This is a genomic window from Citrobacter sp. Cm046, from assembly GCF_030333065.1.
In the GTDB taxonomy this organism is placed as follows: domain Bacteria; phylum Pseudomonadota; class Gammaproteobacteria; order Enterobacterales; family Enterobacteriaceae; genus Citrobacter; species Citrobacter murliniae.
The window spans coordinates 22,004-41,616 of sequence record NZ_JAOWGP010000044.1 but is presented as its reverse complement, the minus strand read 5'-3'; the positions used below and the strand labels follow the sequence as shown (position 1 = coordinate 41,616).

19 protein-coding genes are annotated in these 19,613 nt (G+C 49.5%); 5 read left to right on the top strand and 14 right to left on the bottom strand.

Going from position 1 to position 19,613, the window contains the following annotated elements; translation table 11 throughout:
• The first annotated feature begins 233 nt into the window (after nt 1-233).
• On the top strand, nt 234-1,493 hold the full coding sequence (locus tag OGX98_RS18120) for a dicarboxylate/amino acid:cation symporter (protein ID WP_045444186.1): 1,260 nt from the start codon (nt 234-236) through the stop codon (nt 1,491-1,493).
• 71 nt (nt 1,494-1,564) lie between these two features.
• Here the strand turns inward: OGX98_RS18120 and cheW are convergent, their stop codons facing one another.
• From cheW to flhD, 6 genes are all read right to left on the bottom strand, one after another.
• The gene (gene cheW / locus OGX98_RS18115; RefSeq protein WP_045444189.1) at nt 1,565-2,068 is read right to left on the bottom strand and encodes a chemotaxis protein CheW; all 504 of its coding nucleotides are present in this window, start codon (nt 2,066-2,068) and stop codon (nt 1,565-1,567) included.
• 21 nt (nt 2,069-2,089) lie between these two features.
• Nucleotides 2,090-4,123: a chemotaxis protein CheA gene (cheA, locus tag OGX98_RS18110; RefSeq protein WP_286595880.1), complete on the bottom strand. Its 2,034-nt coding sequence runs from the start codon at nt 4,121-4,123 to the stop codon at nt 2,090-2,092.
• A gap of 10 nt (nt 4,124-4,133) precedes the next feature.
• Nucleotides 4,134-5,063, bottom strand: coding sequence for a flagellar motor protein MotB (gene motB / locus OGX98_RS18105; RefSeq protein ID WP_200012829.1), 930 nt, complete (start codon nt 5,061-5,063; stop codon nt 4,134-4,136).
• Nucleotides 5,060-5,947, bottom strand: coding sequence for a flagellar motor stator protein MotA (gene motA, locus OGX98_RS18100; RefSeq protein ID WP_045444201.1), 888 nt, complete (start codon nt 5,945-5,947; stop codon nt 5,060-5,062). The genes motB and motA overlap by 4 nt, the downstream gene beginning before the upstream one ends.
• 125 nt (nt 5,948-6,072) lie before the next feature.
• A complete protein-coding gene (gene flhC / locus OGX98_RS18095; protein WP_045449675.1) occupies nt 6,073-6,651 on the bottom strand; it encodes a flagellar transcriptional regulator FlhC in 579 nt (192 codons plus the stop codon).
• 2 nt (nt 6,652-6,653) lie between these two features.
• Nucleotides 6,654-6,995, bottom strand: a complete 342-nt coding sequence (flhD, locus tag OGX98_RS18090) for a flagellar transcriptional regulator FlhD (RefSeq protein WP_003034622.1) — start codon at nt 6,993-6,995, stop codon at nt 6,654-6,656.
• Nucleotides 6,996-7,786: 791 nt separating this feature from the next.
• Here flhD and uspC point away from each other — a divergent pair.
• Nucleotides 7,787-8,215, top strand: a complete 429-nt coding sequence (uspC, locus tag OGX98_RS18085; RefSeq protein ID WP_045444205.1) for a universal stress protein UspC — start codon at nt 7,787-7,789, stop codon at nt 8,213-8,215.
• 17 nt (nt 8,216-8,232) lie between these two features.
• On the opposite strand, the gene otsA is transcribed toward uspC, so the two are convergent.
• The 6 genes from otsA to OGX98_RS18055 form a co-directional block, all read right to left on the bottom strand.
• Nucleotides 8,233-9,651, bottom strand: coding sequence for an alpha,alpha-trehalose-phosphate synthase (gene otsA / locus OGX98_RS18080; protein ID WP_286595698.1), 1,419 nt, complete (start codon nt 9,649-9,651; stop codon nt 8,233-8,235).
• On the bottom strand, nt 9,626-10,429 hold the full coding sequence (otsB, locus tag OGX98_RS18075; RefSeq protein ID WP_286595697.1) for a trehalose-phosphatase: 804 nt from the start codon (nt 10,427-10,429) through the stop codon (nt 9,626-9,628). The genes otsA and otsB overlap by 26 nt, the downstream gene beginning before the upstream one ends.
• A 176-nt stretch (nt 10,430-10,605) precedes the next feature.
• Nucleotides 10,606-11,592 (bottom strand): arabinose ABC transporter permease AraH, encoded by a 987-nt coding sequence (gene araH, locus OGX98_RS18070; protein ID WP_045444215.1) that lies wholly within the window; start codon nt 11,590-11,592, stop codon nt 10,606-10,608.
• A 14-nt stretch (nt 11,593-11,606) separates the two neighbouring features.
• Complete coding sequence (araG, locus tag OGX98_RS18065; RefSeq protein WP_286595696.1) at nt 11,607-13,121, bottom strand: L-arabinose ABC transporter ATP-binding protein AraG; 1,515 nt, start codon at nt 13,119-13,121, stop codon at nt 11,607-11,609.
• Between the two features lie 104 nt (nt 13,122-13,225).
• Nucleotides 13,226-14,215, bottom strand: coding sequence for an arabinose ABC transporter substrate-binding protein (locus tag OGX98_RS18060; RefSeq protein WP_045444221.1), 990 nt, complete (start codon nt 14,213-14,215; stop codon nt 13,226-13,228).
• Nucleotides 14,216-14,532: 317 nt separating this feature from the next.
• Nucleotides 14,533-15,090: a DJ-1/PfpI family protein gene (locus OGX98_RS18055; RefSeq protein WP_286595695.1), complete on the bottom strand. Its 558-nt coding sequence runs from the start codon at nt 15,088-15,090 to the stop codon at nt 14,533-14,535.
• 554 nt (nt 15,091-15,644) lie between these two features.
• On the opposite strand from OGX98_RS18055, the gene OGX98_RS18050 reads away from it, so the two are divergent.
• Nucleotides 15,645-16,148 carry a non-heme ferritin-like protein gene (locus OGX98_RS18050; RefSeq protein ID WP_045444228.1) on the top strand — a complete coding sequence of 168 codons (504 nt, stop codon included), beginning with the start codon at nt 15,645-15,647 and terminating at the stop codon, nt 16,146-16,148.
• 139 nt (nt 16,149-16,287) lie between these two features.
• Here the strand turns inward: OGX98_RS18050 and OGX98_RS18045 are convergent, their stop codons facing one another.
• Nucleotides 16,288-16,539: a DUF2766 family protein gene (locus tag OGX98_RS18045; protein WP_045444231.1), complete on the bottom strand. Its 252-nt coding sequence runs from the start codon at nt 16,537-16,539 to the stop codon at nt 16,288-16,290.
• A 125-nt stretch (nt 16,540-16,664) separates the two neighbouring features.
• Between OGX98_RS18045 and OGX98_RS18040 the strand changes: the two genes are divergently transcribed.
• On the top strand, nt 16,665-18,086 hold the full coding sequence (locus tag OGX98_RS18040) for an MFS transporter (protein WP_045444234.1): 1,422 nt from the start codon (nt 16,665-16,667) through the stop codon (nt 18,084-18,086).
• A 33-nt stretch (nt 18,087-18,119) separates the two neighbouring features.
• Here the strand turns inward: OGX98_RS18040 and OGX98_RS18035 are convergent, their stop codons facing one another.
• Nucleotides 18,120-18,758 (bottom strand): RpiB/LacA/LacB family sugar-phosphate isomerase, encoded by a 639-nt coding sequence (locus OGX98_RS18035; protein WP_045444237.1) that lies wholly within the window; start codon nt 18,756-18,758, stop codon nt 18,120-18,122.
• A gap of 268 nt (nt 18,759-19,026) precedes the next feature.
• On the opposite strand from OGX98_RS18035, the gene yecR reads away from it, so the two are divergent.
• Nucleotides 19,027-19,362 carry a YecR family lipoprotein gene (yecR, locus tag OGX98_RS18030; protein WP_045444238.1) on the top strand — a complete coding sequence of 112 codons (336 nt, stop codon included), beginning with the start codon at nt 19,027-19,029 and terminating at the stop codon, nt 19,360-19,362.
• The last annotated feature ends 251 nt before the right edge of the window (nt 19,363-19,613 follow it).

Sequence of the window (19,613 nt, the reverse complement as noted above, 5' to 3'; positions counted from 1 at the left end):
AACACGAGAAAACGGTTATTACGACGACTAACTGACCATCACTGAATGCCACTATGTGATTTCGATCACATAATCACGCCTCAAATACCACAACAAAATGGATAAAAAATTAAAAAAAGTTGTATCCGAGTACGCTTTAATTCAATTTATATGATGAATATTTCGTTACCACTTAATAAGTATAAAAAATGAGTAACCGAACAATAAATGTTAAATCCTGAGAGGGCTTTTTAGTGGCAAGTGCAAACAAACTCACGTTGTTTATCGTGATCTTCATGCTGGCGGGGATCCTGTCGGGCGCGGTGATCCACTCCTATGCCTCCCCAGGTGTCGTTACCACCTGGGCTGATAATATTACACTGCTTACCGACATCTTCTTGCGGCTGATTAAAATGGTCATCGCACCTTTAGTCTTTAGCACGCTGACTGTCGGTATCATGCGCCTGGGAGAAACGTCGACTATTGGGCGCGTTGGCGGTAAAGCGATGATCTGGTTTATCAGTTCCTCTGTACTGTCTATTCTGGTAGGCCTTTTCGTTGTCTCCCTTGAGCAACCGGGAAGCGGGCTGAACCTGGCGATTCCGCTGGAAGCAACGGATACCGGTCTGGCCGTCGGTGGTATGAGCCTGAAAGGTTTTCTGTCTCATACCATCCCAACCAGCATTGCCGACGCCATGGCAAACAATGAGATCCTGCAAATCGTCGTGTTCTCAATGTTCTTCGGTATCGGTGGGGCATCGCTGGGTGAGAAATTTAACGCGCCGCTGGTCGCTGCGCTGGACGTGGTTTCCCACATTATGTTGAAGGTGACGGGTTATGTTATGTACGTCGCGCCGCTGGCTATCTTCGCCGCTATCTCTTCCGTCATTGCCACGCAGGGATTGGGTATTCTGCTCAACTACGCCTCATTTATTGGCGGCTATTACGTCGCCATCCTGCTGACCTGTCTGGTATTGCTGGCTGTAGGTTATATCGTGCTGAAGAAAGAGGTGTTCCGGCTGGTCAGCATGCTGAAAGATCCGGTGTTAGTCGCCTTCACTACCAGCAGCTCAGAGGCAGCCTATCCGAAAACACTGGAACAGTTAACGACGTTTGGCTGCTCCCGCAATATTGTGTCGTTTGTGCTACCCATCGGCTATTCGTTTAACCTGGTCGGCTCGATGGTGTATTGCTCATTTGCCTCAATGTTTATCGCTCAGGCCTATAACATCCACCTCTCATTCGCGGAAATTACCGTACTGATGCTAACGCTGATGTTGGCTTCAAAAGGGATTGCAGGTGTGCCACGCTCAGCGCTGGTGGTACTGGCTGCGACCATTCCGAACTTCAATATTCCGGTTGCAGGGATCCTGTTACTGATGGGTATTGACCACTTCCTCGATATGGGACGTTCGGCGATTAACGTTTTAGGCAACGGGATCGCTACGGCAATGCTGGCGAAGGATGAAGGTTTACTACAGGAAGAACCCGAACTGGTTGAGCAGAAAGTGTAAGGAGTAAAAAAGCCGGGTATCGCTAACGCTTACCCGGCCCTTTGAAATATGCCACTGTGTTCCGGCTTTATTTATGCCACGTGATTAGCCGCAATATCCAACAACGCCATCTCTTCGCTGTTAAGCAACTTCTCAATATTTACCAGAATCAGCATCCGATCGCCCAGCGCGCCCAGTCCGGTCAGGTATTCAGTTGACAGCGTGACCGCAAATTCCGGCGCAGGACGGATTTGATCTGTAGTCAGCGACAACACATCAGAAACACCATCAACCACAATACCCACCACACGTTGTCCCAGATTCAGTACAATCACTACGGTGTTCTCGTTGTAATCAACATCGCTCTGGCTGAACTTCACACGCAGGTCAACGATCGGCACAATCACACCGCGCAGGTTAGTGACCCCTTTAATAAAAGAAGGTGTATTGGCAATACGCGTGACCTGATCGTAGCCACGAATTTCCTGCACTTTCAGGATATCGATACCGTACTCTTCATCCCCCAGCGTGAACACGAGGAATTCCTGACCTGACGGTTCGCCGGCCAGTTTAGTTACATTACTCATACCGGTCATATTATTCCCTTTCTTACTCAATCAGGCGGCTGTGATCGCCACACGTTGTTCGCGGTTTAACCCCTGCAATGCAGAAACATCGACAATCAGCGCGACGCTACCGTCGCCGAGGATCGTTGCAGCAGAGATGCCAGGCACTTTGCGGTAGTTGCTTTCCAGGTTTTTTACCACCACCTGGTGTTGACCAATTAACTGATCAACCAACAGCGCGTATCGACGCCCCGCGCTTTGCAAAATCACCACGATGCCCTGAGTCGCTTCGGTTTTTGCACCTTCGACTTCAAAGACTTTCCACAACTCAACCAGCGGTAAATATTCGCCGCGCACTTCCAGAACACGTTCTCCCCCGGCCAGCGGATGGAGATCTTCTTCGCGGGGTTGCAGTGATTCCATGACGGCATTCAGCGGCAGAATAAAGACCTCATCCGCCACGCGGACGGACATGCCATCAAGGATAGCCAGCGTCAGCGGCAGCAAAATCCTGATAGTCGTACCCTGGCCCTGTTTTGACTGGATCTCAACATGTCCTCCCATCTCCTGGATATTACGCTTCACCACATCCATACCGACACCACGGCCGGAAACATCCGTTACCTGTTCGGCGGTCGAGAAACCAGGCGCGAAGATCAGCATGCCGACTTCGTCATCGCTCATGTTGTCGTGGATTGGCATTCCCTGGGAGATAGCTTTCGCCAGGATACGCTCACGGTTCAAGCCTGCGCCGTCGTCGGTAACTTCGATACAGATATTCCCGCCCTGGTGTTCAGCAGAAAGCGTCAAATTACCGATCGGACTTTTCCCGGACTCGAGGCGTTTTTCCGGCAGTTCAATACCGTGATCAAGGCTGTTACGCACCAGGTGCGTCAGCGGATCGATAATGCGTTCAATCAGACTCTTGTCGAGTTCAGTAGAGCTACCAATCTGCGTCAGCTCGACCTGTTTACCCAGTTTGCCCGCCAGATCACGAACCAGACGAGGGAAACGGCTGAAGACGTACTCCATAGGCATCATACGAATCGACATCACCGATTCTTGCAAATCGCGGGCGTTACGTTGTAACTGACCCATGCTGGTGATGAGATCGCCGTGATTTACCGGATCCAATTCGTTAGAACGTTGGGCCAGCATCGACTGCGTAATCACCAATTCACCGACCAGGTTAATCAACTGATCGACTTTCTCTACCGCTACGCGAATGCTGGTTGACTCACTCGCACGAGCAGGTTTTTCACGTTCCGCACGTCCATGTTGTGGTTCACTGGCGGCCGCTTTAACCGCTGGCACCGGGGCAACCGGCTGCGGCTCGTCGACGACGGCAACTGCTGCAACTTCCGCTTCAGCAGGTGCTGAAGTGACGGTTTCAAATTCAATCTGCTCTGCTTCGATCACGAAGCAGAGCACGGCGATAATGTCATCTTCTGCGAGGTCACCATCGAGCGTTGCCGACAGCGAATCGCTTCCCTTTACCACATCCGTCAAGGTCGCCAGATTCCCCAGTTCCTCTTCCAGTAAATCTACTTCACTGGTTTTCAGACGCGAGAGAACAATACGTTTTTTGACCTCTTCACCTGCTGTCGGGGCGTCTGGTGCCATCGCCTCTTCCTGCATCGCCGCACTGTCAACAACGCTCAGTTTGGCGGAGTTGACGACCGCCGGTGCGGTTTCGCCTTTGGCTTCGAGCGCTAACTGTCGTAACGCATTACAAATGTACTCAAAGCTGGCGGCATCCGGCTCCTCTGAGTTTTTATAGGCGTCGAGCTGTTCCTGCATAATATCTTTCGTTTCCAAAAACAGGTTGATAATGTCGGCATTGAGCTGCATCTCGCCACGCCGCGCTTCATCCAGCAGGTTTTCCATTAAATGGGTCGTTTCCTGCAAAATAGTAAAGCCGAAAGTGCCCGCGCCGCCTTTAATCGAGTGCGCTGCACGAAAAATGGCATTCAGTTGTTCGGAATCCGGGGCTTCAGGAACCAAATCAAGCAGGTGCTGCTCCATATCGGCCAACAGTTCGTCAGCTTCATCAAAAAAGGTCTGATAAAAATCGCTAATATCCATGCTCACGCTATCACCTCGGATTGGCTGGTGGCGATGTGGGAACGCTTGCCGACGGCATTGCCGCAGGCTGTTGTAATACACTTACCGGCTCATTCTGGCTTTCAGCGTTTTCATGCAAAATGGCCTCTTCCGCCTGCTTATTGAGTACCAGCAGACTTATACGGCGGTTGATGGCGTCCTCAGGACCGCGATCGCTCAGACGCATCGTGGCGGCCATGCCTACCACCCGTAATACTTTTCCCGTGTCCAGGCCTCCGCTGACCAGCTCGCGACGCGATGCATTGGCGCGATCGGCAGACAACTCCCAGTTGCTGTACCCTTTCTCACCGTTGGCATAAGGATAATCATCCGTATGGCCGGAGAGACTGATGCGGTTAGGGATCCCATTCAGGACAGGTGCAATGGCTCGCAGGATATCGCGCATGTAAGGCTCAACCTCGGCGCTGCCAGTCTTAAACATCGGGCGGTTCTGGCTGTCGATAATCTGAATCCGCAGCCCTTCCTGAACTAAATCAATCTTCAAATGCGGACGTAGCGCACGCAGTTTAGGATCGGACTCGATTAACTGGTCCAGATCACCGCGTAATTTACTCAAGCGACTCTGCTCCATGCGCTTTCTCAGGTCATCGATATTCGGCTGCTTATTCACTTCACCCTGTTGCTGGGTGTAATCGTCCCCGCCGCCAGGTATTGGGCTTTGGCTATTCGAAATACGATTTCCACCGGTCACCGCAGTGGCCAGAGGGGTACGAAAATACTCTGCAATCTGGATCAACTCTTTCGGGCTGGAAATGGAAATCAGCCACATCACCAGAAAGAAGGCCATCATCGCAGTCATAAAATCGGCGTAGGCAATTTTCCATGAACCATGCGCCCCACCGCTGTGATTTTTATGTTTTCGTCGTTTTACGACGATAATAGGATGAGCCTGATTTTTCATGCGTCCTCGGTCGTTTGCTGCGGAGTCGGGTTTCTCACCGCACGAACATGTTCTTCCAGTTCGATAAACGAAGGACGCTCACTGGAATACAGCGTTTTACGACCAAATTCGACGGCAATAGGAGGGGCATAGCCATTCAGGTTTGAGAGCAGAGTGATCTTCACGCACTGCATCATTTTGGTCGTTTCAGCACTCTTCTGGCGCAGTACGCTGGCAAGCGGAGAAATGAATCCATAGGCCAGTAAAATACCGAGGAAGGTTCCTACCATGGCGTGCGCAATCAGCGCACCCAGTTCAGCCGCCGGACGATCGGCTGAGGCCAGTGCATGCACAACGCCCATAACTGCCGCTACGATACCGAATGCGGGTAAAGAATCACCGACCATCGCCAGGCTGTTGGCCGGGACTTCAGCTTCACTCTCATGAGTCTCAATTTCTTCGTCCATCAGCGCTTCAATTTCAAACGTATTCATATTGCCGCTGATAATCAGGCGCAGGTAATCGACGATAAAATCAAGCATGATGGCATCCGCGAGGATGCGCGGATAACTGGCGAAAATTTCACTTTCTTTTGGGTTTTCAATATCACGCTCGAGCGAGAACATGCCCTGCTGACGAGACTTGGCCATCAGGCGATAAAGCAGTGCCAGCAGATCCATATACATGGCTTTGGTGTATTTCGAGCGACGAAAAAGCAACGGGATCGCTTTCATCGTCCCTTTGATGGCTTTGCCGTTATTGCCGACGATGAATGCCCCAATACCCGCACCACCGATGATCACCAGCTCAGCCGGTTGATAGAGTGCCCCAAGGTGTCCGCCGGTCATCATATAACCGCCGAAAACTGTACCAATAACAACCAGGTAACCTAATAAGATAAGCACGACATCATCCTTTCGCAATTGACTATGACAGGATGCGCAGTCGGGCAGTTAACTCAGAGGTCAGGACAAAAAAAAGCAGCGGTAATCTCTTACCGCTGCTGGAGTGTTTATCCACACCGTATCAGTTAAACAGCCTGTTCGATCTGTTCATCCAGCAGTTGTGGAATAATATCGGCAGCATTCTGGGAAAGTTTACGTCTTTTTACGGCCCGCGATGGCGGCTGGCATAAACTACATGCAAAGCTGCCCACTGGTTGATGCGCGTGAGTAATAAAATTCCCGCCGCAGCAGTTGCAGGTGGACAGTTCCAGCAAGCCACTGTCGACAAAGCGCACAAGAGTCCACGCGCGTGTTAACGCCAGCAAGGGTCCTTCCTCAGGCTGCGGACACTGTTCAAGATATAAACGGTAGGCTTTAATTACGGCATCCACGCCGCTGCACAGACCCGTTTTAAGAAGAAACTGCCAGGCGTTGCAAAACATAGAAGCATGTATATTTTGCTCCCACGTCATAAACCAGTCGGTTGAGAAAGGGAGCATCCCTTTTGGCGGAGGGCTACCGCGTAATTCTTTGTAGAGCTTAATGAGTCGGCCACGGCTTAACTGCGTTTCGCTTTCCAGCATTTGCAAACGGGCGCCCAATGTGATTAATTCCATCGCTAGCTGGATATCACGCGCTTCCTGAACAATGCTTTTTTCGCTCATCATCAAGCCCTTTTCTTACGCGCCGCATCATCAATGTCGCTTAACAGACGCGTTGAAAGCATGATACCGGTGTGAATTTGCTGAAGATCGTCAACGCGAGAATCTTGCGTCAGTCGAGTAACAGTTTGGTGATCATCGAAACGGAAATGACATACCAGTTGATTTGTTTCAGCCAGTTTGACCATTTGAGGAAGTGTTAGTGTTGCCAACGTGTCCGCCATCTCTTCGCTGATACCAAGGCGGAACATCGCGGATGCTTTATCCTGAACGATCAAACGCTGTGCAAGCAATAAATATGACAAATTGATGTCATAAATGTGTTTCAGCAACTCGGATGTATGCATTATTTGCATCCATAATAACCAACATGATTTTTATGCGGTAAAACCGCACCCCGTGATGTCGCCGGGAAGGCCCGGTAAAAAAAAACAAAAGGTCAAATACATAGCAGCGTTACGGCACTTACGCGTTGTGTAAACATTCCCTTTTAAGAAGGCCGCGTTCCTTACAAGCTCACATCAATTCTTACAAATGTCTAAGATTTTTCCTAATTCGACGCAACTCTACCCGCCACCCGTTACACATACAACGGAGCGATGCTGCGAATTTAAAGAATATGTGACACAGATCACATAAAGCAGCTAAAGGATTAACATAAATCCATCAGCGTGGCTTTTACTTTGCTTGTTTTTTGAACTATCGTTCTTCATTTCAATTCCATGCGTACGAATATTATTGCAATGAAACCGAATAGCATCTTATTTACCTGCGTTAATATCACGCACTGAAATAACATGCTGAATAACTTATTCACTATGAAACGTTATTTCATTAAATGCTTTATAAACAACAACTTAAATATTAAGGTCAATTAATTAATACCGCATGGTGACGACATCTTAAATGTTAATTAATGTTTAATTTTTATTAACACATTGTTTTCATTAGCAGTTGATTTCACTTAAATCACCTGAATGCATTTCAGGCTCATTTGACGTGATTATTCTATTTATAAGAATAATTAATGAATAATCATGATGGCATTCACACTATTGTCAGGTGAAACGATGCAGTATTGAGCTAACCCGAGTAAACATGAAAGTTCTCTCATAATTCTTATATAAAGGAGCGAGTTATGAGCTATGCGCACATTCTTGTCGCTGTTGCAGCCACCCCCGAAAGCCACCAGCTGTTAGCGAAGGCCGTTTCTATCGCTCGCCCTGTCAATGCCCGTATTAGCCTGATAACCCTTGTCTCGGACCCTGAACTGTATAATCAATTCGCTGCACCAATGCTGGAAGACCTTCGTGAAGTGATGCAAGAAGAGACACAGGATTTTATTGATAAGCTCAGTAAAGAGGCTCAGTACCCCATTGAGAACACCTTCATCACCTATGGGGCACTGAACGAACATATTCTCGACGTGTGCCGCAAGCACGCTGTCGATCTTGTCATTTATGGCAACCATAACCAGAGCTTCTTTTCGCGAGCATCCTGCTCAGCGAAAAGCGTTGTCAGCGCAAGTCAGGTGGATGTGCTGCTGGTTCCGCTGGCGGGTGACTAATCACCGAGCATCGGATTTCAGGCCAGTTTGGGCAATGAGGCCACGTTGTCGTGCGGCTGGCTTTCAGCATGACGTGGCGCGACCTTTTTTAGGTCACGAATAAAACTGGCCTGCCAGTTGTCGATATCGTTTTTGACAATCGTCTCCAGCATCCCGGCGTGACGCGAAATACGCTCATCAAGCGGCATGATTAACGCTTTGTTCAACGCGCTGGCAACGTCATCCCGATCGTAAGGGTTAACGATCAGCGCGGAGGCCAGCTCATTCGCCGCCCCGGCAAACTGTGATAACACCAGTACGCCGGGATTGGCAGGATCCTGTGCGGCGACAAACTCTTTTGCCACCAGATTCATGCCGTCCCGTAATGGCGTAACCAGCCCAACATCCGAGTAACGGAAAATCTTCATCAGCAATTTGCGGTCAAAGTACTGGTTCAGGTAGTAGAGAGGCGTCCAGCCCAGTTGACCATATTTGCCGTTAATTCGCCCGGCTTCGGTCTCTAGCTGATGACGAATATCCTGATAAGCCTGAACTTCTTCGCGCGATGTCGGCGCTATCTGTGTATAACGAATCTTACCGTGGTGCTGAGGGTAATTTTCTAACAAAGACTCATAGGCCTGAAATCGCTCCGGCAGGCCTTTGGAGTAATCCAGCCGCTCGACGGAAAATATATTCTTCACATTCTTTAATTCAGCCTTTAACTGCGCCATTTTCGGCGGAAGCGGCCCTGCCGCCTGTTTGGCGATTTCATCCGGCGCAATACCGATAGGATACACCTCAGTGCGAAACGCTTTATTCCAGGCATGGTGATGTTTGTCGCGTGTGGTCACTCTGGTTTGAGCGCTCAGACAATCGAGAAAAGCCTGACGATCATTTTCGGTCTGGAACCCGAGTAAATCAAAATCACACAACTGCTCAAGCAATACTTTGTGTGGCGGTAGCGCGGTGAAAATTTCCGGCGTCGGAAAAGGAATATGCAGGAAAAAACCAATACGGTTATTCACACCACGCTTACGCAGTTCACTGGCAAACGGGAGTAAATGGTAGTCGTGAACCCAGATGATGTCGTCATCACTAAGCAGTGGCAGCAGTTTATCAACCAGTAAGGCATTCACCCGCTGATAGCCTTCCCATGCAGGACGCTGAAACTGCACCAGATCCAGCCGGTAGTGAAATGCAGGCCATAAAACGGCGTTCGAAAACTGACAGTAATACTCTTCGTAATCCTGTTCGCTCAGATTAAACGATGCCCAGGTAATATTGCCGCGGGTAACTTTTTTTAGCGGTTTATCTTCATTGCCTGTTTCACCGCTCCAGCCAAACCATAGCCCGCCTGCGGCCTTAAGAGCGCCCAGTACACCGACTGCAAGACCACCTGCGTTCCCTTTATCATCCGGTGAGGCAATTCGATTAGATACTACGACTAAACGGCTCATAGCTATCTCTCCTGTCATTCGTTGTTTTTTGTTCTTGCTGCGGACAGTTGATTTGCTCCAGCCAGCGCCAAACATCTGTTACGCCTGCCAGACGCCATGTCGCCTGAGTCGCCCCGCTTCCCACCTTTACGGAGATACCGCCGGCGCGGTTCACTACTCTAAAACCGGCCTCATCCGTCAGGTCATCACCAATAAAAACGGGTACTCTTCCGGCAAAAGGGGCTTCCTGCATAAAGGCATCTATAGCTTCTCCTTTATTCGTACCTTTTGGTTTAATCTCCACGACGCATTTCCCAGGCTGTAGCGCAAGCTGCGGCCATTTATGGATGATGTGCTGAGCCAGTGCCAACAGCGCCGCCTCATGCTCAGGAGCCTGTCGATAATGCAGGGCAAAAGCCATGCCTTTTGCTTCAAGCGTGGTGCCTGGCAGTTCTGCCATCGCCGCATTTAGTAGCACACCAATTTCACGTTCAACATCCTGAGGTAGACTCACAATATGGGCATGGCCATTGATGTCGCGGCGTTCTGCCCCATGCACTCCGGCGAGCGGAAAGCGAAAGGGAGTAGTGAGTACGTCAAGCTCAGCCATTGAGCGTCCTGAAATCAATGCCAGTGCTCCCGCATTTTGCACCGCCAGGCGATGTAACAAATGCAGGACTGTCTTAGGGACAACTACCTGATCAGGATGCGGTTTAATCTCTGCCAGGGTTCCATCAAGATCGAAAAAATAAGCACAGTTTGCAGATAGCTCAGGGGTTACGGTTAGCGATGCTGTCACCCGAATCTCCTCCTCATCATTGTCTGTGCGACGCGCGGATCGCGCCGTATATGTGATGTATGACGGATATAAGTATAGACAGTGTGACCAGGCTCGCCATTTGGAAAAACAATCGCCAGCCGGTATAGCGGCTGGCGATGAGGAGAAGCTAGACTAAAAAGTTGGCAATGAAATTATCAAACAGTACGCTTCGCTTTTTGTTTGTAACGGTCGAAGATCACCGCCGCCAGCAGGATTAAGCCTCGAACCACATATTGTGCAAACGGAGAAATGTTCAGCAGGTTCATCGCGTTTTCAACGGTTCCAAGAATCAGCACCCCGGCGACTACATATGAGATTTTTCCGATGCCGCCTTTGAGAGAAACGCCCCCTAAAACACAGGCTGAAATCACAATAAGCTCATAACCGATAGAGGTCATTGGCTGGCCGCTGGTCATGCGTGATGCCAGAATAATCCCCGCAACGGCGGATACCAGGCCGGAAAGAATAAAGATAATTATCTTGGTGCGTACTACCGGAACCCCCGCCAGACGCGCAGCCTCCTCATTACCACCAATTGCCAGCGTATTACGTCCAAAGGTGGTTTTATTCAGCAGTAGGCCAAAAATAATAAAGCAGCCTACCGTCAACCAGATGGGTGCCGGCAACCCTAACCAGTTGGCATAGCCGAGTGCAAAAAAGCGCTCGTCTTCAATCCCTACCGCTTTACCGTCGGAGATAATGTAGGCCAGACCGCGAACAATCTGCATAGTTGCAAGCGTGGTGATCAGCGCATTAATTTTTAAACGTGCAATTACGAACCCATTCACCAGGCCGCACAGAACGCCTAACAACAGTCCTGCGGCAACGCCAATCCACAGGCTTTCCGTCATATTGATGACCACAGCGGTTGTAACCCCGGCGCAGGCAATTACCGAAGCGACCGAGAGGTCAAAGTCACCGGATGCCAGGCAAAACAGCATCCCGCAGGCGACCATACCCGACATGGAAACAGCCAGCCCCAGCCCCTTCATATTAATAAAAGTGGCAAAGTTAGGTACGAAGATGGCGCAAACCAGGAACAATGCGGCGAAAACCACCAGCATCCCATATTGATCCCAAATTCTGCCAAGATTTAGCGCCGATTTTGATGCGCCAGAACCCGATGTAGAAACCGAAGACATTATACTCTCCTTATTCAGGCTACAGCCTGGCTGACTTTAGGCATAGCAAGGCTTAGCGCCTGCCGTTCATCCGCCTGTTCATGAAGTAACACCCCCGCAATCTCCCCTTCCCTCATCACTACGATACGGTCGGCGACACCGAGAACCTCCGGCAGGTCACTGGACGCAAACAGCACGGCAACGCCGCGCGCCGCCAGCGCATAGATCACGTTATAAATCTCATGTTTCGCACCCACATCAATGCCGCGCGTAGGTTCGTCGAGCAGAATCACTTTCATCTCTTCCGATAACCAACGCCCCAGAATGGCCTTCTGCTGATTACCGCCGGAAAGGTTCATGATTAATTGCTCTGCACCCGGCGTTTTAATGTTCAGTGCGCGAATATGGTGGTCGGCATTCGTTTCTTCCCAGTTGTTGTTGATCAGGCAACCACCAAGTACATGTTTACGACGCGCGCTGATATTGATGTTGTTACGTACCGAATGCACAGGAATAATCCCTTCGGCTTTTCGATCCTCAGGACACAGCATCATCCCCGCCTCGATAGCGTGGCTGGGTTTACGGATGTTGATTGGCTTTTCATCAATAAACACCTGACCGGCGGTGATCCGCGTCCCTCCAAACAGCCCTTTCATCAGTTCGCTACGTCCGGCTCCAACCAGCCCGAACAACCCGACGATTTCGCCACTGCGTACTGATAAACTGATCGGCGTACGTACACCGGGCGCCTTCACCTCATGCAGACGCAGACGTTCTGCACCATAAGGTCTGGATTTCCAGCCGTAGATATCTCCGAGGTCACGCCCCACCATTGCCTGTACCAGCACCTCGTGATCAACCTGCTGCATATCCGTAAAGGTTTTAACGTACTGACCATCTTTAAACACGGTGATGGCATCACTGAGGGCGAAAATCTCTTCCATTCGGTGCGAAACATACAGAATGACGCGCCCCTCATTACGCAGTTCACGAATGACGCGAAACAGATTCTCAATCTCCCTGGCGGAAAGGGAGCTGGTTGGTTCATCAAAGGCGATAATTTTGGCATTGCGCGCCAACGCTTTCGCAATCTCCACCATTTGCCACTGACCAATAGAGAGATATTTCAATGGGGTGGACGGATCGATATCCATCCCTAAATGTTTTAACTGCAGACCCGCTTCGTAGTTCAGTAGCGAGCGATTAACAATTCCACCCTTGTGCGGAAGCTGGCCTAAATAGATGTTCTCGGCGACGGTCATTTCCGGCACCAGATGCAGCTCCTGATAAATTATGGCGACACCGGCGTTCAGCGCGGTGGTTGTATCCGCAAAGGAAACCTCCTGTCCGCGGATCACCAAAGAACCCGTCGTTGGCGCATAGTTACCGCTGAGAATTTTTAATAATGTTGATTTCCCGGCGCCATTTTCACCCATCAGGGCATGCACCTGACCGGCATAGCAGTCAAAGCTGATATCCGTTAGCGCCTTAACGCCAGGAAAGGTTTTGCCAATGCCACGAAATGAGAGATACGGGGTAGACTGTTGCATAACGTCTCCGTGAGTCAGTATCGTTCTAACCTGTTGCCGGATGGCGGCGTTGCCTTGTCCGACCTGGAGTTAGCAGGTCGGACAGACGTTTCACAATTGTCGTGTTACTTACCGCCCAGCCCTTTCTTCGCCAGTTCTTCTTTGAAGTTTTCGCGGGTGATCAACACCACATCCGTGACTTCGGTGAAGACCGGGGGTTCTGCGCCTTTAGTCACCCAGTTGTAGAGCATCTCGCTGGATTTATAGCCGTGGACGTCCGGGCTTGGCAGCAGTGAGCCATAGAACCCGGTCGCTTCACCCTTGGAGAGTTCACTAATCGCATCAACGCCGTTAATGCCGATACCAATCACGTTCGGAGCTTTAAAGCCTTGTCCTTCAGTAGCACGAACGCCACCCAGTACGGTGTTGTCGTTCATACCGACAATCAGCCAGTGTTTAACCTCTGGGTGCTGAACCAGCATGGAGTTGGCGGCGTCGAATGCGCCTGGGATATCATTGGATTTGGTCGGAACCTGGTAGATCTGTTTTTCCGGGAAGCCCGCAGCTTTGAGTGCTTCCATTGATCCGGAAGTACGACGACGTGCGGTATCCAGTTCATTAGCGGTAATGGCCATCACGGCAGAAGATTTCACATCCCAGCCGCGTTTCTGCATTTCGTTATATAACTCCTGTCCCTGACGCTCACCAATTTTTGTTGCCGCCATCATTACCAACGGTACCGTATCCATTGGCTTACCTTTGGCGTTGGCGAACTGGTCATCCACAGCGATGACTTTCATATCATAGCCACGTGCCTTGGCCATAATGGCTGGCCCAAGTTTCGGGTCAGGGGTACAAATCACGAACCCTTTTGCGCCACTTGCCGCCAGGCTGTCGATAGCATTAAGGGTTTTTTCACCGTCCGGGACAGCAATTTTAATTACCTCAAAGCCAAGATCTTTACCGGCTTTATCCGCAAAATTCCATTCTGTCTGGAACCAGGGTTCCTCCGGTTGTTTCACCAGGAAACCGAGCTTCATGGATTCAGCGATAGCGGATTGTGACATAACGGCAGCCAGACCGATGGCCGCCAGCGCTTTAGTGAATTTGTGCATGGTTAACTCCAGCTTTAACGTTCTTTTATGTAGGGTAAAATCAAACGATTTTTTGTAATTCAGACATAAAACAAGGCATTACTTTGATTGATAAGATCAACGCCAGTGCTGAGAGTAGTTGTAGCGGGAAATTGATTCTCCATAAGAGAGCGGCATCACACCACAGAATTACAGTAATTGCGTACATAAATTCAGTGGGAAATGACATAAAAAAGCGCTGCATTTCTGAAGGGAATAATAAGGAGTAGCAGATTAATCCATAACATCAGCCAGCGAATCCTTGTTCCCGAATACCGAAGCATTCGGGGATCCAGAGATTACCATGCGTAATAAATGTGTTCGGCGTGATCGCGAACAGAAGCGTCATCATCTAACAGACGAGCTGAGAGCGTGAAAGCAAAATCAAAAATATGCCCTAAACCTTTACCACTGAGAAGATTCCCATCTTCCACGACGGGCGCATCAACATATTCCCCGTCAGTAACATTTGCCCACAGTTCACCAGAGCACACATAGCGGCGTCCTTTCAACAAACCGTTACCGCCCAGCACCCGGGCTGCGGCAGAACAAACCGGGCAGATAAGTTTCCCGGCTTCATCATGACGAGCAACAAACTGGACTACCGCATCACTGGCAGCAAGGTTAACGCTTCCCTGTGGACCGCCTGGCAACACAACTGCGTCATAAACAGTCTCCAGTCGGGCCATCAGAGTACTGTCGGTCACCATCGGGATATCGTGATAGCTCACTACCGCTCGAGACTCGGCGCAGGCCAGGGTCTCAACATCAATATTAAGACGACGAAAAATATCGATGGTAACAATGGCTTCAGCCTCTTCAAAACCGGGAGCCAGCAGTACCGCAACCTTCTTCATATACAACTCCTCGTTTAACCCACATAAACACCACAACAAATACCGAATTATTTATGCCGTCAGAGTAATTAAATTCGTTAAAACTGATCTGACGCATAAAATTAACCACCAGATAATTTCCATCAGCGTCGCTGAGAACAGAAAAATTCCATTAGCGTAATGATTGAAAATCGCCTGTAGAACCAGATTATCTTGTTGTAGAATTTATTTTTGTGACATGAAATAGCATTTCATTATTTTTATTAGCAATTAATTACTGATACATCAATTAGTTAACCACACCCCACTATGCTGCGGCGACAGATGCACAAATATTTTTATGACGATATGTAAAAAAATATAAATATGTAGTTTTAAGGATTTTCTTATGACCAGGCTGGCGTTATGATTATTTGTGATAGGTAAAGAGATCACTCTTTGGTCACCTAAAGGACCGGCGGAACGGAATTATTCTGCTAACAGTATGACTTGTACGTTGATGTGAAGTGCAGCGACAGCCCGTTGTACTGCCGTTAGTAACGTACAGCTTTCTTTCTGGAAATAAGGATATTGATATGGCTGCAGTTGGAATTGTTCACAAACTCAACGCGCAAATGAATCTTGAGTTTTACGCATCGAATCTCTACCTTCACTTTAGTGAATGGTGCTATGAGCATAGCCTGACAGGCACCGCAACGTTTCTGCGTACTCAGGCGCAGGCGAACGTGACGCAAATGATGCGGGTGTTTAATTTTATGAAAAAAGCAGGCGCTAATCCTATCGTGAAAGCCATCGATGTTCCCGGAGATGAGCTGACATCCCTTGAAGAGTTGTTTCAAAAAACGCTTGATGAATATCAGCAGCGCTCCAGCACGCTGTCGCGCTTAGCGATCGAAGCTGAAGCATTGAACGATGCCCCTACCATTGATTTTCTGAACGATCTGGAAAAAGAGCAGCAACAGGATGGCATGCTGTTACAAACGATTCTCGATGAAGTTCGTAGCGCCAAACAGGCAGGCCTGTGTATGGCGCAAATGGATAAGCACCTGCTAAATGTCGTTAACTACCAGCAGCACTAATCTTTGATTCACTCTGCTTTCATGCCGGATGGTGATGCGATTCACCTTACCCGGCTTACACTCGGTCATCTATACGTTCACGCCTCCCGTTCCGGGAGGCGCAAAAAAACCTTTCTAAAACCTGAAACAACGGTTTATTTTAGTGAGACTCATTCTGCGGAGTGAATTTCAGTTCGATCAATGCAACCGCTTTTTGAATTGCACGCATAGTCACCGGATCGGCACCCGCCGGGTGACTGGAAAAATCGATGTTTTTAAGCTGGCTGGACATTTTCTCCCGGACTTCAACCGGGGCAATGACATCAATGATATCCAGAATTTGCTTGATAACCAGTTGGCAGGCAACAACATCCGAGAGCAGTTCCTGATCGGCATTCAGTGTTTGGGACATAGTGAGCTCCTTATAGAAAGGTCGTCATAGTACCCATTCAGCTGTCGAAACGATAGCGGCGCAAGCAGTGTAGCTGCGCTGAAAATAAAAAAAACAGTCAATTTCTTTGAGATGGCAAGCACGACATGAGTGAACATTTAGCGGTTGAGAAATTACGTGGCCTTTCGCCGGCAGCACTGCTCGTTGCCGGGGCCTTCTTTATGGAATTTATCGATGGCACGGTCATTGCCACCGCCCTGCCCGATATGGCAAAAAGCTTTGGTGTGCAGGCGGTTGACCTGAACATCGGCATCAGTGCCTATTTGATTACGCTGGCGGTCCTGATCCCCGCCAGCGGCTGGATAGCCGATCGTTTTGGCGCACGTAAGGTATTTACCCTGGCGCTGGCAATATTTACCCTCGCATCCGTCTTTTGCGGATTATCCACCAGCCTCGAAGGCTTTGTGGCGATGCGTATATTACAGGGTGTGGGCGGCGCACTGATGGTTCCGGTCGGTCGTCTCGCAGTCCTGCGTACAACGCCAAAGCATCAATTAATCACCGCCATTGCCACTCTGACCTGGCCTGCACTGGTTGCCCCGATCATCGGCCCGCCGCTCGGCGGGTTTATCACCAGCTATGCCAACTGGCGCTGGATCTTTTTTATCAATGTACCGTTGGGACTACTGGCGATAGCTCTTGCGTTACGTATTATTCCGGATATTCATGACGACGAGCGCCGTCCGTTTGACTTCCCCGGTTTTATGGCAATGTCTGTCGCTATGGTCAGTCTGGTGTACGCCATGGAGTTACTGGGTTCACAACAGCCTCAGGGTTGGCTCACCGCCGGGCTGCTCACTCTCGGGATTGCCACCTTCATATTCGCTCTGCGCCACTTTCATCATGCCGCCTGGCCGATGATTCGTCTGGAGGCTATGCAGGTACCAACATTCCGCGTCACAATGTACGGCGGCTCACTGTTTCGTGCATCTATCAGCGCCGTACCTTTTCTGCTGCCGTTAATGTTTCAGGTCGGCTTTGGCATGAACGCCTTTCATGCCGGATCCCTGGTGCTGGCAGTGTTTGTGGGAAACCTGACGATTAAACCAGCCACCACACCATTGATACGCTGGCTGGGCTTTAAGAAACTGCTGTTGATTAACGGAGTTCTGAATGTTCTGGCGCTGCTGGCCTGCGCACTGATTACTCCACAAACTCCGGTATGGGTGATTTTACTGGTGCTATATCTGGGCGGCGTTTTCCGCTCGATACAGTTTACCGGCGTCAGCACGCTTGCCTTCGCGGATGTCCCTGCACCACAGATGAGCTATGCCAATACGTTGTTCAGTACGGCAACACAATTAGCGGTAGGGTTGGGGATATCACTGGCGGCTATCGGGATCCGAATTGGCGATAAAATCAGTGAATGGTTGGCGCTGGACAATATTCCGGGGATCAGTTTTCGTCTGGCATTTGTGGCTATCGCCATCATTTGCCTGATTGGTATGGTTGATACATTGCGTCTGACCCGCGATGCAGGAAGCGCGGTATCAAACAAAAATCGTTAAGCCCGGCAGACCGCTACCACCGGGCAACAGGATTTAGCCAATGATCTTACGGACAAACGCTTCGATCGCTTTGTCCTGGCAATTTTCAAAGAAACACTGTTGGAAACGCGGGCCCGACACGGCGGTTTTCACCAGTTCAGGATCGATAGCGCGCAGGGTATCAAGATAGTTTTCTTTTACCACTGCCGCTTTCACCTGATTCAAAATACCTGCGTTACGCACCTGCGGTTCTTTGCGCTCCGGCGGGTAACCTTCGCCATTACGACCTGTAAATGCTTTTTCAAACATGTAGCGCACGTTCAGCTCAGCGCCCCAGCCAAAGCCTTTGGCGAACGCCAGGGAGAGCGCATTACCATTATTGATCTGCGCAAACAGGAAGGCATCTGCCGGATCGAGACAATAGCCACACACCACACCAGGATGGATATTCAGCGACATCATGGCACCTTGTCCAGTGCCACAGCCTGTCACCACAAAATCGACCGCTTTGGAATTGAGCAGAATGCTGGCCATAATACCGAGGTGAATATAGGTCAAATGATGGTCGTTTTCGTCACTCATTCCAACGTTGAAGACAGGAAATCCTTTCTCATCCGCGACAGCCTTAAGCTCGTTATGAATGATCGCGTTTTTGCTTGCCTGGCTGTTTTCCATCATCAATGCAATTTTCATTCTGTATTCTCCTGAATGCGTCGCGGGGATTCCGCTATGAGTCATAACATTCAGGTCACATTACTATCTCTCAAACACACTTTCAAATTTAATGAAATTTAGTTTTAAGAAATAATGAGATGCTCACATTTCCCCCGTTAAACGGCAGAATTCCTTACAACAAAAGCGTCGTTGTGATTAATCGCAGGTGATCTTCACGTTATTCAACCCATTGACTAGTCGCTGTATCAGTCAGGATAACGTATCACCGAATTTTCAGAGCGATATCATGAAGCCTCTTATTCTTGCACTCTTGCCGCTCGTGCTAACGGGATGCACTATCACAAAACAGGCGCAGGTCAGCGAAGCCAGCCCCATCACTGGCGTGGTTCGTCTTACTTACAACCAGGCAATGCTACAAACAGCGCGCACAGACAACTATATTGCCCAGAGTACGGCAACAAAAGAGTGTCAGCGGATGGGATACGCCAGCGCTGTAGCATTTGGTCAGCCAGTGGCAACTTGTAGCGTTTACGCAGGTTCCCTGTGTATGAATACCAGGATTACGCTTGCCTGGCAGTGTCATGGTGTGGCCGTGTCGCAGACACAACCTTTCGGCTATTAACCTTTCTGACCTGCATTGTTTTGCTGGTCTTTTATTACTTATATACCCGTCATACTTCAAACTGCAGGTGCGTTGACTACACTCAGAAACCCCAGTCACATAGTTATTTATGCTCCTGGGGATTTCCTCCCTTGCCGGGTGACTCGGCCTACGGCCTCGCCCCTTTGGGACCTGCGCAAGCGCTGTTCAAAATACCTGCTGCATTTTGTCCTGCAACTCAAATTATTTAGAATATATCGCTCTTTTAATAG